The following is a 12638-nucleotide window of genomic DNA, read 5'->3' on the forward strand; positions in this document are numbered from 1 at the left end:
AGACAACCCTAATCCATGATTAGATGCCCTTTTTTCATGAGTGAAAAGGTCAGATCTAACAGAGCTTTTGCAGAAACGAGTGCTGAATCGGCACCTTCTGTGAGGGCTTCTTTTATTTTATTGGCAAATGTATCCCGCATATCTCCGGAAATATCCGATGGAATGCATTGTCCCTGTTCCAGCAGGAGCCACAGAAAAGCAGTGTCTGCGGAAACCGGGTTCTGATACAGGATATCGACCTGTAGTTCGGCATTTAGCCCCGGAATAGCAGACTGGTGAGGCATGAAATAAGTCCTGCCATTAAAAATACCGAGTTTTGCACGAGTAATCAGTTTCTGCTTCTCAAGCACGAGTCCGATTTCGTTGGAAAGTGCGTTCAGATGTCGGTCTGACCAGCTGCTGCAATAATCCTGCAGAAGTGAGGAGAGGTCGTTTGGTTCCATTTCCCTGATGTGTTCATAGAGCGGCTGAAACCATGCTCTGGTAAAATGGTCGACATCATTTAGCGATCCGGCTATCGGTGAGCGTGAGCAGTCCATTCTGTGTCATTTCCCAGAGGGCTGCTGTGAGAAGTCCGGTTACTTTTCGACAGTCATTGCCCGAAAGCTTGCCTTTGCCCCGGACACTGTATACAAAATAAGCTTCGGTTATGGAAATATCATTCATAAGAGCATCTCCGTTCGTTTTTGATTACTTTCATCATAACAGTTAGGTAAAGGATTGACAATCGGGAAATATTCATAGAATATTAAGAAAATACTACCAATATTCTTTGGTATTTATCGGTATACTGGTGATATTCAAGGGGGAGAGGAGGAAGTTATGAGGAAGGTTATAGAAGTGAAGCATCTGTATAAGCTGTACCGACTGGGTAATGAAGTAGTCCGTGCGCTGGATGGCGTGGATTTTACCATATACGAAGGAGAGTTTTGTGCAATCGTCGGAACTTCCGGTTCCGGCAAATCTACATTATTAAATATGCTTGCAGGTCTGGAGAGACCCACAAAAGGAGAAGTGATCATCAGCGGTCATCATATTGAGAAACTGAACGAAGAGCAGCTGGTTACATTTCGACGGGAGCATGTTGGCTTTATCTTTCAGTCCTTTCATCTGTTAGGAACGATGGATGCACTGGAAAATGTAGCATTACCGCTTAGCTTTCGAGGAGAACCGAAAGAAAAAAGGCTGAAAAAGGCAGAAAAGATGCTGCGGTTAGTAGGACTTGAGAAGCACGCGAAGCATTTGCCGAAGCAGATGTCAGGCGGGCAGCAGCAGCGAGTAGGCGTTGCAAGGGCATTGGTTGTAGAACCGGATATTATCTTTGCGGATGAGCCAACAGGAAATTTGGATTCTCATACATCAGAAGAAGTAATGCAGCTTATGCAAAAGGTGGTAAGAGAACAGCATATGACGCTTGTCATGGTGACTCATGATAATCATCTGGCGTCTTACGCGGACCGGGTATTTCATATTATAGATGGTAAGATTGTGAAGGTGGAGGATAACCGGGAATTGACTGAAGCCGGGGGAGAAAAAGAAACGGAGGGTAAAGAGTAATGAAGAGAGTAAGCAGATGGCTGATGAGTTTGTGTATTGCGGCATTACTTGCGGGTACAGTAGGGATACTGCCGGCAAAAGCAGCAGATGCAGCACTTAAAGTAACTACACCGGGGAATAAAGTACAGACTTATCAATATCAGAAAGCGCAGGATTTTGTACTGAATGTAGCGAACAACAGTGATCAAACACTGAAGAATATCAAGGTAGAACCGGTATTGAAAAAGAATACAGATAAATGGCCGTTTAAGACAGAGTATCAGAGCTATGAGGCATCCATTCCGGAGCTGAATGCAGGTGATAGCGGAAGCGTAAAGTTTAATTTCACACAACGTGATGATGCGGGAGATAAGACATACCGTCTGACATTTGCAGTGACGGCGGAAAATGAAAGCGGCGAAAAAGTCTATGATGATAAAGTAACCTACAGTGTGAATACCAGTGCAAAACCGGAATCCCAGAAGGAGGATTCGAAGAGCGATAATTCGGGACAGTCAGCAGGTGGTTCCAATGATGGCGGAAACATTGATGCATATGCCGGCGGCGTAGACAATGGAGATGCGGTGTACAGTGGCGGCGGAGGCGGTGAAGCTTCCGGCAATGGTTCTGTTCCGAGAGTTATCGTGACCGGATTTACTACCAATCCTGCTGATGTAAAGGCAGGAAGTGATTTTACACTGACACTTCATCTGAAAAACACATCCAAATCCAGCAGAGTCGGCAATATGCTGTTTGAGCTGGAAGCACCGACAGAAGGCAGTGATGAGCAGACTACTGCACCTGCATTTTTACCATCGTCTGGTTCGAATTCCATTTATCTGGATGGAATTGCTGCAAATGGCACCGCAGATATTTCGATTGATCTGAATGCGAAGGCAGATCTGGTACAGAAGCCATACAGCATTAATGTGAGTATGAAATACGAAGATGCCAATGCATCACAGATCGAGGCTTCTTCGAGCATATCCATTCCGGTGAAACAGGATGCAAGATTCGAATTCAGCGAATTCGAGATTACTCCGGAAAGCATAGCTATAGGTGAAGAGGCAAATGTATCCTGCAATCTGTATAATCTGGGACGAATTAAGCTGTATAATGCAAAAGCTATTTTCGAAGGCGAGGATATCAAGAAAAATGAAACATTTCTCGGCAATCTGGAGCCGGGTTCCAGTACTTCAATTGATGTGATGCTTGAGGGAATACAGGCAACACAGGGAGATGGACAGGTGAAGATGACACTTTCTTATGAAGATGAATCAGGAACAGTGTCTACAACGGAACAGACATTTAATCTTACTGTAACTGAGGCGACAGATGATGCGGGGGTAGACGAGATGCCGGAAGAGAATGCGGCCGGTGGACTTCCGATTGTTCCGATCATTCTTGTGATTTTGATCATTGCAGGCATTGTGGCAGCAGTAGTGATCAAAAAGAAAAAGAAATCTCAGAAATTAGCAGAGGAAGAGGAGGATTTGCTGGATGAACTGGATGGACCTTCTGAGGATGAGCATCAATAATCTGAAGCGGAGAAAGCTCCGGACATTTCTGACCGTTCTCGGCGTCATGATCGGTACAACTTCTATTGTCGTCATGATCTCATTGGGGCTTGGGCTTCAACAGGCCATGCTGCAGGAAATTGAAAATGCCGGAGGGATGAATACGATTAATGTAACTGGTATCGCAAGCGGTGAAAGCATGTCTTATTCCGGTGATTCTTCCGATGAAGCCTCTGAAAAAAGGTTGAATGACAGTGCGGTTGCAGAACTAGCCAAATTGGATCATGTGACAAGTGTTTCGCCGGAATATGATATGTCTGTGCTGCTGCTCAAAGGCGGCTATGAAGGATGGGCAGAACTGGTTGCTATGAAACCGGAGGATCTAAAGGCTTTGAAGCTGGATTTGAAAGAGGGCGGTCGACTGCCGAAATCGAACAGCGGCAATTTAGAATTGATATATGGAAATGGAGTCATTACGAATTTTACGGATAAAAGTGGCACCAACAGCTATTATGAAACAGGAGAACTGGCAGATATTGATCTGGAAAAAGACAGCGTATTTCTGGTGTTAGATCAGGACGGATATTATGCGGCGCAGAATACACAGGCTTTTGGGACGACAGACGGTTCTGCTGACAGTAGTGGCAGCAGTGATGGCAGTCAGACACAGAAGGCTGTCCAGAAACATGCAGTGAGAGCCTGCGGCGTGATAGCAGGAGATCCGGAGAACTATAAAACAGGTTATCAGAATATTTATTGCGATCTGGATACCTTGAAACAGGTACTGAAAAAAGAATTTAACGGTCGTGCGATTCCTGGTCAGCCAACGACGAAAAATGGGAAACCTTATAAAGATTTCTGCTACAGTTCGGCGAAAGTTAAGGTTGATGATCAGGATAAGCTTGATGAGGTTGTGTCCGGCATCCGGTCAATGGGATATAATGCAAGTACCAATGCAGAGTATATGGAGAGTGCCAAGAAGCAGATGGGCATGATCCAGGCTGTGCTTGGCGGTATCGGCGCAGTATCACTGTTAGTGGCTGCTATCGGTATTGCCAACACTATGATGATGTCCATTTACGAACGTACCAAAGAAATCGGAATCATCAAGGTATTGGGATGCAGTCTGAAAAATATCCGGGAAATGTTTCTGATAGAAGCTGCTTCTATCGGACTGATCGGTGGGGTGGCAGGTATGGTGCTGAGTTATATTCTGTCAGCGATTATTAACTTTCTGACAGGTCATGGAGCGGCCATGGGAATAGAAGGCAATCTGTCGTATATTCCAATATGGCTGGTGCTGGTAGCGATTGCATTTGCTACACTGATCGGTACGCTGGCCGGATTCTTTCCGGCACTCCGGGCGATGAAGTTAAGTCCGTTAGCGGCAATAAAAACAGAATAAATACAAAAGCGGGAAGAAACTTCAATAAAATAGAAGCTCTTCCCGTTTGTTATTTAATCTTCTTCAATTACCTGAATCTCCAGATAATCAAAATCAATGGAATCTACAAAATTATCCTGATAGAATCTTGCCTTGGCGTGGCGCTTGAATTCCTGGATGGTGCTGTCCAGCCAGATCGGCTTACTCAGGTCAAACTCATAACAGACCTCGTCCAATGCATGAAATACCTTATGTGTGCGGGTGTCCTCAGATTCATCACAGATTGTGGTGTCGCGGAGCATTCGGTTGTCTTTAAATTCTTTAGCCCATAATCGAAACATATGTCCATCCTCCCTGTTCGTATCATAAGAGGAGATTCTGTAAATGTCAAGACTTGCATTTATGGATATAGGTGTGTAACAATGTAGCAAGAGGTGAAAAATATGGACGGAGATAAGAGAAGAAAAGAAATCATGGAACTCTTAAATACAGAAAAAGATCCATTGTCCGGTACAAGCCTTGCAAAGAGGCTTGGTGTCAGCAGACAGGTAATCGTGCAAGATATCGCACTTCTGCGTGCAACGAATAGGAATATTTTATCTACTAACAGAGGCTACATGTTATACGGCAAGCAGGAGGATAAGTTGACCTGTAAGCGAGTGGTAGCAGTGAAGCATACGGATGAGCAGATGCGGGATGAGCTTTACTGTATTGTGGATGCCGGGGCGAAGGTGTTGGATGTGATTGTTGAGCATGAATTATATGGTCAGATATCGGTGGATCTCTTTATCAATAGCAGACGGGATGTGGATGAATTTATGGAGAAGCTTCTTGGCAATACAGCCAGACCGTTAAAAGAACTGACCGGAGATATTCATTTTCATACGATTGAAGCGGAATCGGACCGGATTCTGGATCTGGTAGAAGAAGGGTTAAAAGAAAAACAATTCTTGATTTCATAAAGTTCATATGTTAGACTTTCCACGTGACAAGACAACTGTAATTTGCTGTAAATGCAAATATAGAGAGTAGATATGAGGAGATTTTGTTATGGGAAAGTGCAGAAAAATATTTGACAGAATATTTATTGATGGTTTGAGCGGTATGGCGCAGGGATTATTTGCAACACTGATCATTGGAACAATCATTCAACAGATTGGCACATTGATCGGCGGCTCGATCGGGGATATGATCTTCGTGATCGGAAAAGTTGCGGCTTCATTGACGGGAGCTGGCATCGGCATTGGTGTAGCATATAAGTTTGGATGTAGTCAGCTGGTAGTGGTATCTTCTGCAACAGCCGGAATGGTTGGTGCATTTGCAAGTAAACTGTTGGCTGGTACCGTATTAGTGGAAGGTACGATGGTCTATGCAGGACCGGGAGAGCCATTAGGTGCATTTCTTGCTGCATACGTAGGCATTGAGCTCGGACAGTTAGTAACTGGTAAGACAAAGATTGATATTCTGGTGACACCGTTAGTGACGATTGGCGCTGGCTCGCTGGTAGGACTGATCCTTGGACCACCGATCACAGGATTTATGACGTGGCTTGGATCGCTCATTAACTGGGGAACAGAACAACAGCCATTTATTATGGGTATCGTAGTATCAGTATTGATGGGAATGATCCTGACGCTGCCGATCAGTTCCGCAGCACTCGGTATTATCCTGAATCTGTCAGGTTTGGCAGCAGGAGCTGCAACTGTAGGCTGCTGCTGCAATATGGTAGGATTTGCAGTGGCAAGTTATCGTGAGAATAAAGTAGGGGGACTTCTGGCACAGGGAATTGGTACTTCTATGCTGCAGGTTCCGAATATCGTACGTAAGCCAGTAATCTGGCTCCCGGCCATTTTGTCCAGTGCAATCCTAGGACCTGTGGGAACGATGCTGCTTCATATGACAAGCAATGCAACCGGTTCCGGAATGGGAACAGCAGGACTGGTCGGTCAGATCATGACATGGCAGACTATGGTTGCCACAGAGGCACCGATGGTAGTACTGATCAAGATTCTGGTGATCCAGATTGTACTGCCGGCAATTGTAACTCTGGCAATCTCAGAATTCATGCGCAAGAAAGAATGGATCAAGTATGGCGATATGAAGCTTGACTTATAAGAAATAACCCCCTAAGATATATGATGCTAGGGTTTAAACGTTCCAAATCCATATGAGTCTGCTCATCAGTGGAGAAAAGGCGTTGAATAATCCGAAAAATCAGATAAGTAAGAAAGAGCAACATAGAGAAAGTAGGGGGAAATATGCTGGGAACAGGACTCGTTCACATTTATTACGGAGACGGAAAAGGAAAGACAACAGCTGCCATGGGACAGGCAATACGTGCTGCAGGAAGCGGACTTAAGGTACTTGTATTCCAATTTATGAAAGATAATTCATCCAGCGAGCGAAAAGCACTGGAGATGATTCCAAATATCACATTACTTCCAGGCAAACGCCATACCAAGTTTTATAATCAGATGAACAGCGAAGAGAAGGCGGAATACAGACATTACAACACCAAGCACTCGATGAGATTGCCAAATTCTGCATCAACTTCGATGTATTGGTTATGGATGAAGCAGTCTGTGCAGTAGATCTGGGACTGTTAAGCGAAGAAAAACTGGTAAAATTCGTAAAACACAAACCACGCGGACTCGAGATTGTCATGACAGGTCATCACATGACCGACGCACTCTTCGAATGCGCCGACTACGTCACCGAAATGACCAAAGTAAAACATCCATACGACACAGGAAGATCCGCCAGAGAAGGAATAGAGTTTTAGCGTTAAAAGAAGAGGAAAAGGTTAGATACCGGGGTGCTTGCACACCAAGGTATCTAACCTTTTTCGATTCTCACGGAAATGAGCATGGAGCAACGTAGTTGCGGAATGCGAATTGCCGTGACAGAGCGCGAAGCGATCTGCTTTAACGCGAAGCGTACAAAAAAAGAAGTCCACGGAAATAGAGGTGCAGCGGTCCTTTTTCTTTTCTGGAGAGCAGGTGGATACTATGCAGTTTTGGAGGAGTGTGGTAAAATGTGATTGTTTATCATGTTAGGAGATTAGGAAGGTAGATGAAATGAGGACAATTTTGTTATTGGAAGATGATGAGAATCTGAACCGTGGAATCGCGCTAAAACTGCAGAAAGAAGGGTATCAGGTTTTTTCCGCTTTTCAGATTTCAGAGGCAGAAAAATTGTTTGATGAAAATAGAATAGATCTGGTAATCAGTGATATTACTCTGCCGGACGGAAACGGACTGGAGTTTTGCAGGAAGATTCGAAATAAGAGCAAAGTCTTTGTACTGTTTCTCACGGCAATGGATTCGGAAATTGATATGGTAAACGGCTATGATGCAGGGGCGGATGATTATATTACAAAGCCATTCAGCCTGATGGTACTGGTTTCAAAAGTTCAGGCATTTATGAGAAGAATGGAAGGAGTCTGCGGACACAACAGAATCTTATCGGGAAATATCGAAGTAAATTATGGAGAAATGAGAGCGTTAAAACGAAATGCTGATGGAGTGACTCCTTTGACATTAAGTAAAAAGGAACTTCAGATAATGATTTACTTTATGGAAAACGCAAGGCAGATTTTATCAAAAGAACAGATTTTAGAGTATGTCTGGGATGTTGACGGGCAGTTTGTAGACGATAATACAGTTCCTGTAAATATCAGCCGATTGAAAGGAAAAATCGGGAATGATTATATACAAAATGTAAGGGGGATGGGATATATATGGACCGAAGAAAGCGTACAGGAGTAGCTCTGGCAGCAGGGCTGCTTTTTCTGTTTGTGACAGAGATATTGTTGCTGTTTCTGGCAGGAAATAGTTTATACAAGGAAGAGCAGGGGAAATTAGGGGCGTTAGTGCTGTCCCATCCGGAACAGGAGACGGAGTATATAGAGTTATTTGACAGAGGAAAGCAAAGAAATCGTCAGGAAGAGGAAGCGGGGAAAGAGCTGGAGGAGCGTTACGGGTATACTCCTTTTGATGGGAGAAGCGTGAAAACTTTTGCTGCATATGGAATAGGAATGGCGATGGTTTTTGTGGCAGGACTTGGAGTTTCATGGGTTTTGTTTTTGCAAAATAAAAGAGACCGGCAGCAAGATGAAAATAACCAGGAAGAACTTCGGGAAAAATATATAGAACTGCAGAATCATTTTGAAAAAGTAAGAGAAAAACTTTCCAGAGAAGAAAACAATACAAAATCTTTAATTACAGATATTTCCCACCAATTGAAAACACCGATTGCTTCATTGAAGATGAGTTGTGAACTGGCGGGGTCTGCCGATTTAACCTGGGAGGAACGGGAAGAATTTTATAAAAAGGAATGGGATGAAATTCAAAGACTGGAAAATCTTTTGGATTCACTGATTCATGTGTCCAGATTGGAATCTGGGATGATTCAGATTCAGCCAGAGATGGGCAGTCTGAAAAATACATTGGTACAGGCTGTAAACAGTGTGTATATGAAAGCGTATGAAAAATCCATAGATATTTCTCTGGATGAATTTCAGGATGTGCAAATTGTACACGACTCGAAATGGACAGGAGAAGTGTTCGTAAATATTTTAGACAACGCAGTAAAGTATTCGCCGGAGCATACAGAAATCCGAATTCGGGTAACAGAGCTTGCTACCTGCATGATGCTGGAATTTATCGACCAGGGAACAGGTATTCCGGCAGAAGAGGCGCATCGGGTATTTCAGCGTTTTTACAGAGGAAACCAAGAGTATGTAAAAAAACAGGAGGGCTCTGGGGTTGGACTTTATCTTGCCAGAAAAATTTTGGAAGAGCAGAAAGGCACGATTTGTGTAAAAGTAGCACCTGAAGGCGGTAATAATTTTGTGGTGACATTACCAAAGAAATAGATTTCTGAAAAAAAGATTTCTTACAAAATTGTTATGCTTTTTGTAAGCCTGCTGTAAGACGGGATTGATAGAATGACATTAGCAAAGAAAAAGGAGGCTTCAAAGTTTATGAAAGCAATATTAGAAACAAGAGATCTTGTGAAATATTATGGAAAAGGCGATAATTTGGTGAAAGCTATTGACCATACAGATTTAATAATCGAACCAGGTGAATTTACAGCAATTGTAGGACGTTCTGGATCGGGAAAAAGTACTCTTCTTCATATGCTGGGAGGATTGGACCGTCCTGATTCCGGAAAGGTTTTGATAGAAGGAAGAGATATTTTTAAACTGAAAGATGAAAAACTTGCAGTGTTCCGCAGAAGAAAGATTGGGTTTATTTTCCAAAGTTATAATTTAGTACCATCCTTAAATGTTTGGGAAAATATTGTGCTACCCATTGGATTGGATGGAAAGAAAGTGGATACAGAGTATGTTATGGATATTATCTGTAGAATCGGAATGGAGGATAAATTGAAATCCTTACCGAATACTCTTTCTGGTGGGCAACAGCAGCGGGTTGCTATTGCAAGAGCGTTGGCATCCCGCCCGGCGATTATTTTAGCAGATGAACCAACAGGAAATTTGGATTCCAAGACGGAGTTAGAAGTGATTTCTATGTTGAAATCCTGTGTTTCAGAATATGGGCAGACACTGGTTATGATCACGCATGATGAGACCATTGCGCAGATGGCTGACCGTATGATTGTCATTGAAGACGGTAAGGTGGTGAGAGCATGAAAACAGTAACAAAAACAGCGCTTGCCAATGTAAAACAGAACAAAGGAAGAAACTTTTTATGTGGATGCGCCATTGCACTGACTACGTTTCTGATATTTGTTGTTTTAACGGTGGGATATGGAATGATCCGCGTACAGCTTGCATCGGTGGATGCTTATTATCCAACTTACCATATTATGTTCCGCCAAGTTTCCGAGAAAAACACCAAAGCACTTCAGGTGCATAATGATATAGAAGAAATCGGTCTGAGAATGGATTTGGGACAGATTATAGATGATGATGCCACAATCATTATGACCGCTATGGATAATAATGGGATTCGGTTGAACAAAGCGGAGTTAGAAGAAGGAACTTTCCCAAAAAATGAAAAAGATATTGTTGTTTCCAAGGGAGTTTTAGAGGAACTGGGAATTCAGGGGAAATTGGGTGATGAAATCACGATTCCATACCAAATTTACGAAAAAGACGGTATGGGATATGCGAAAGAAGACACTTTCCGCATCTGTGGCTTTATGGAATCTTCTGATTTGAATAAAGAAAAGAAAATGTATTTTGTGATGAATTCCATGGAATATGCGAAACAGATGATACCGGAAGCAGACAGAGAATATCGTGTGATGTTCCGTCTGGCAGATGCAGAGCATATGACAACAGATGAAATCGAAGCGAGGGGAAAAGAAATCGGAGAGGATTTTGGTGTACCTGAGGGAAATGTGGTAGAAAACAGAGAGTATTTGGTTGCAAATTATACGGATCCGTCATTTGTAAAAGGAATGATCGTGGTAATCGTTATGGTTGTTTTAGCAGGAATCCTGACTATTTACAGTATTTATTATGTGTCTATGATACCAAAAGTACAGGAATATGGAAAATTAAAAGCCATAGGCTCCACCAAAAGACAGATTCGGCAGATGGTATTCCGTGAAGGAATGCTGGTTACGGCGCTTGCCCTCCCTGTAGGATTGCTTATCAGTAGTTTCCTGTCCAGATGGATTATGAAACAGATGATTACTTTTATGGCAGGCGAAGACCCTCTAATGCAGGTAGCAGCAGAACTTGTAAAAAATGGTGAGGTATCTTTGTTGCACTGGTGGATTTATGCGATTACCATTATGGCGGTGCTCTTTACTTCCGCAGTTTCTTTGGCAAAACCGATGCGAATTGCTGCCAAAGTTTCGCCCATTGAGGCTATGCGTTATCAGGGGTTAGAAAAACGTGGGAAAAAAGTACGGAAAGGCTATCAGAATCTCACGATTTTTCGTTTGACAAAAGCAAATATGGCAAGAAATAAAAAGAGGACTGGGATTACGATTGTTACATTAGGAGCAACTGGTATTCTGTTCATGGTTGTGGCAACTATTTTATCTTGCGCGGCACCGAAAGAAATTGCAAGAAAGGATATTGAATCTGATTATAAAATTGAATTGGAAACATGGGGTGGGGACAAAATGAATCCGGACAGAGACTGGAGACAGGTTCAGCAGAATAACCCCTTGACGAAAGCGTTTATTGATCAGGTTCGTGATGTAGACGGTGTGGAAGAGGTAAAGGTAAAAACATTTATGAATGGCGAAATTCCGAAACTATCTATGGATGGTGAAATTTGGGGCGCGGATATTATTGGACTGGATGCATCTTATGCAGAAACGCTGGAAAAAGGAGAGATACAAGGACATGTGACATATGAAGAATTGGAAAAAGGAGATAAAATCCTCATGTCTGCTAATATGGTATACTGGTTCCCGGAACTGAAAGTGGGAGATTCCTTGAAGATGGTTTTGAATATGGGAGATGACCAGGTAGAAAAGACTTTTGAGATAGGAGCCATCGGAGATTACTATGAAAGCCTTGGCGGAAGTTCATTTTATCTGCCCCAATCAGTGTTGGAAAAAATGAATCCCAATAATCTGAACTACACACTGGAAATCACAGTGAATGATCAGAAAAAGAACAGTGCATATCAGGAACTTCAGGCACTTGCCGACAACAGTGAATACCTGGTGACAGGAAGTTATGAAGAGCAACTTCAGGAGTGGGAAAAGAAGATGCGGTTGATGAGCGTTTTGTGTTATACATTTCTGATTATTCTGGGTGGAATTGGAATCATGAATCTTGTGAACACTATGATGAACAGTATTTACACAAGAAGGCGGGAGCTTGGAATGATACAGGCGATAGGAATGTCTGAAAAACAGTTGATCCGTATGCTGCAACTGGAAGGAATCATCTATACTTTGGGAACATTGGCAGTTTCTGTGGGCATTGGAAGTCTTGTAGGATATGGTGCATTTCTTTATGCAAAAACCAAACACATGTTTCAGATCAGTGAGTATCATTTTCCAGTGGTCCCAGCAGTGCTTTTGATTTGTGTGGTTGCCTTTTTACAGGTACTGCTCACATATGGAGTATCTGCAAATTTCCGAAAATTGAGTTTGATTGATCGGATACGATATGCAGAGTAATATATTAAAAACATCATATATACAAAGGGAAACGCTATAAAAAACAGAATTGCCCAATATGATTAAAAGGACCGCCGTGCCAT

At 42.8% G+C, this 12638-nt stretch carries 12 protein-coding genes and 1 pseudogene; 10 read left to right on the forward strand and 3 right to left on the reverse strand.

What is annotated here, in order from left to right; translation table 11 throughout:
• Positions 1-8: 8 nt before the first annotated feature.
• Positions 9-539: a hypothetical protein gene (locus tag DXA18_RS07690; RefSeq protein WP_118383405.1), complete on the reverse strand. Its 531-nt coding sequence runs from the start codon at positions 537-539 to the stop codon at positions 9-11.
• A complete protein-coding gene (locus DXA18_RS15645) occupies positions 499-666 on the reverse strand; it encodes a hypothetical protein (protein WP_158567105.1) in 168 nt (55 codons plus the stop codon). The genes DXA18_RS07690 and DXA18_RS15645 overlap by 41 nt, the downstream gene beginning before the upstream one ends.
• Before the next feature lie 156 nt (positions 667-822).
• Here DXA18_RS15645 and DXA18_RS07695 point away from each other — a divergent pair, with 156 nt between their 5' ends.
• Genes DXA18_RS07695 through DXA18_RS07705 form a run of 3 tightly spaced genes read left to right on the forward strand, consistent with a single transcriptional unit; the run spans position 823 to position 4458 of the window.
• A complete protein-coding gene (locus DXA18_RS07695) occupies positions 823-1557 on the forward strand; it encodes an ABC transporter ATP-binding protein (protein WP_118383406.1) in 735 nt (244 codons plus the stop codon).
• Positions 1557-3074: a COG1361 S-layer family protein gene (locus tag DXA18_RS07700; protein WP_118383407.1), complete on the forward strand. Its 1518-nt coding sequence runs from the start codon at positions 1557-1559 to the stop codon at positions 3072-3074. Before DXA18_RS07695 ends, DXA18_RS07700 begins: the two co-directional genes overlap by 1 nt.
• A complete protein-coding gene (locus tag DXA18_RS07705; protein WP_118383408.1) occupies positions 3037-4458 on the forward strand; it encodes an ABC transporter permease in 1422 nt (473 codons plus the stop codon). Before DXA18_RS07700 ends, DXA18_RS07705 begins: the two co-directional genes overlap by 38 nt.
• Before the next feature lie 53 nt (positions 4459-4511).
• On the opposite strand, the gene DXA18_RS07710 is transcribed toward DXA18_RS07705, so the two are convergent.
• Positions 4512-4778, reverse strand: a complete 267-nt coding sequence (locus tag DXA18_RS07710; RefSeq protein ID WP_118383409.1) for a hypothetical protein — start codon at positions 4776-4778, stop codon at positions 4512-4514.
• A gap of 102 nt (positions 4779-4880) precedes the next feature.
• Here DXA18_RS07710 and DXA18_RS07715 point away from each other — a divergent pair, with 102 nt between their 5' ends.
• The 7 genes and pseudogenes from DXA18_RS07715 (at position 4881) to DXA18_RS07745 (ending at position 12555) form a co-directional block, all read left to right on the forward strand.
• Entirely contained in the window at positions 4881-5399 is a 519-nt protein-coding gene (locus DXA18_RS07715; protein WP_118383410.1) for a transcription repressor NadR, read from the forward strand.
• A gap of 88 nt (positions 5400-5487) precedes the next feature.
• Complete coding sequence (locus DXA18_RS07720; protein WP_118383411.1) at positions 5488-6552, forward strand: PTS transporter subunit IIC; 1065 nt, start codon at positions 5488-5490, stop codon at positions 6550-6552.
• A 206-nt stretch (positions 6553-6758) separates the two neighbouring features.
• Positions 6759-7219: pseudogene (locus tag DXA18_RS17370) on the forward strand (cob(I)yrinic acid a,c-diamide adenosyltransferase).
• A gap of 295 nt (positions 7220-7514) precedes the next feature.
• Positions 7515-8204: a response regulator transcription factor gene (locus DXA18_RS07730; RefSeq protein WP_028088187.1), complete on the forward strand. Its 690-nt coding sequence runs from the start codon at positions 7515-7517 to the stop codon at positions 8202-8204.
• Positions 8177-9313 carry a sensor histidine kinase gene (locus DXA18_RS07735; RefSeq protein WP_117910142.1) on the forward strand — a complete coding sequence of 379 codons (1137 nt, stop codon included), beginning with the start codon at positions 8177-8179 and terminating at the stop codon, positions 9311-9313. Before DXA18_RS07730 ends, DXA18_RS07735 begins: the two co-directional genes overlap by 28 nt.
• 108 nt (positions 9314-9421) lie before the next feature.
• On the forward strand, positions 9422-10093 hold the full coding sequence (locus tag DXA18_RS07740) for an ABC transporter ATP-binding protein (protein WP_055158435.1): 672 nt from the start codon (positions 9422-9424) through the stop codon (positions 10091-10093).
• The gene (locus DXA18_RS07745) at positions 10090-12555 is read left to right on the forward strand and encodes an ABC transporter permease (RefSeq protein WP_118383412.1); all 2466 of its coding nucleotides are present in this window, start codon (positions 10090-10092) and stop codon (positions 12553-12555) included. The genes DXA18_RS07740 and DXA18_RS07745 overlap by 4 nt, the downstream gene beginning before the upstream one ends.
• Positions 12556-12638: the final 83 nt, after the last annotated feature.

The sequence above is a fragment of the Dorea sp. AM58-8 genome, assembly GCF_003464045.1.
In the GTDB taxonomy this organism is placed as follows: domain Bacteria; phylum Bacillota; class Clostridia; order Lachnospirales; family Lachnospiraceae; genus Claveliimonas; species Claveliimonas ammoniilytica.

Coding starts and splice junctions, on each gene's coding strand:
- DXA18_RS07705 (WP_118383408.1), top strand. CDS start 3,037: ATGAACTGGATGGACCTTCTGAGGATGAGCATCAATAATCTGAAGCGG.
- DXA18_RS07730 (WP_028088187.1), top strand. CDS start 7,515: ATGAGGACAATTTTGTTATTGGAAGATGATGAGAATCTGAACCGTGGA.
- DXA18_RS07715 (WP_118383410.1), top strand. CDS start 4,881: ATGGACGGAGATAAGAGAAGAAAAGAAATCATGGAACTCTTAAATACA.
- DXA18_RS07695 (WP_118383406.1), top strand. CDS start 823: ATGAGGAAGGTTATAGAAGTGAAGCATCTGTATAAGCTGTACCGACTG.
- DXA18_RS07690 (WP_118383405.1), bottom strand. CDS start 539: ATGGACTGCTCACGCTCACCGATAGCCGGATCGCTAAATGATGTCGAC.
- DXA18_RS07745 (WP_118383412.1), top strand. CDS start 10,090: ATGAAAACAGTAACAAAAACAGCGCTTGCCAATGTAAAACAGAACAAA.
- DXA18_RS15645 (WP_158567105.1), bottom strand. CDS start 666: ATGAATGATATTTCCATAACCGAAGCTTATTTTGTATACAGTGTCCGG.
- DXA18_RS07740 (WP_055158435.1), top strand. CDS start 9,422: ATGAAAGCAATATTAGAAACAAGAGATCTTGTGAAATATTATGGAAAA.
- DXA18_RS07700 (WP_118383407.1), top strand. CDS start 1,557: ATGAAGAGAGTAAGCAGATGGCTGATGAGTTTGTGTATTGCGGCATTA.
- DXA18_RS07710 (WP_118383409.1), bottom strand. CDS start 4,778: ATGTTTCGATTATGGGCTAAAGAATTTAAAGACAACCGAATGCTCCGC.
- DXA18_RS07735 (WP_117910142.1), top strand. CDS start 8,177: ATGGACCGAAGAAAGCGTACAGGAGTAGCTCTGGCAGCAGGGCTGCTT.
- DXA18_RS07720 (WP_118383411.1), top strand. CDS start 5,488: ATGGGAAAGTGCAGAAAAATATTTGACAGAATATTTATTGATGGTTTG.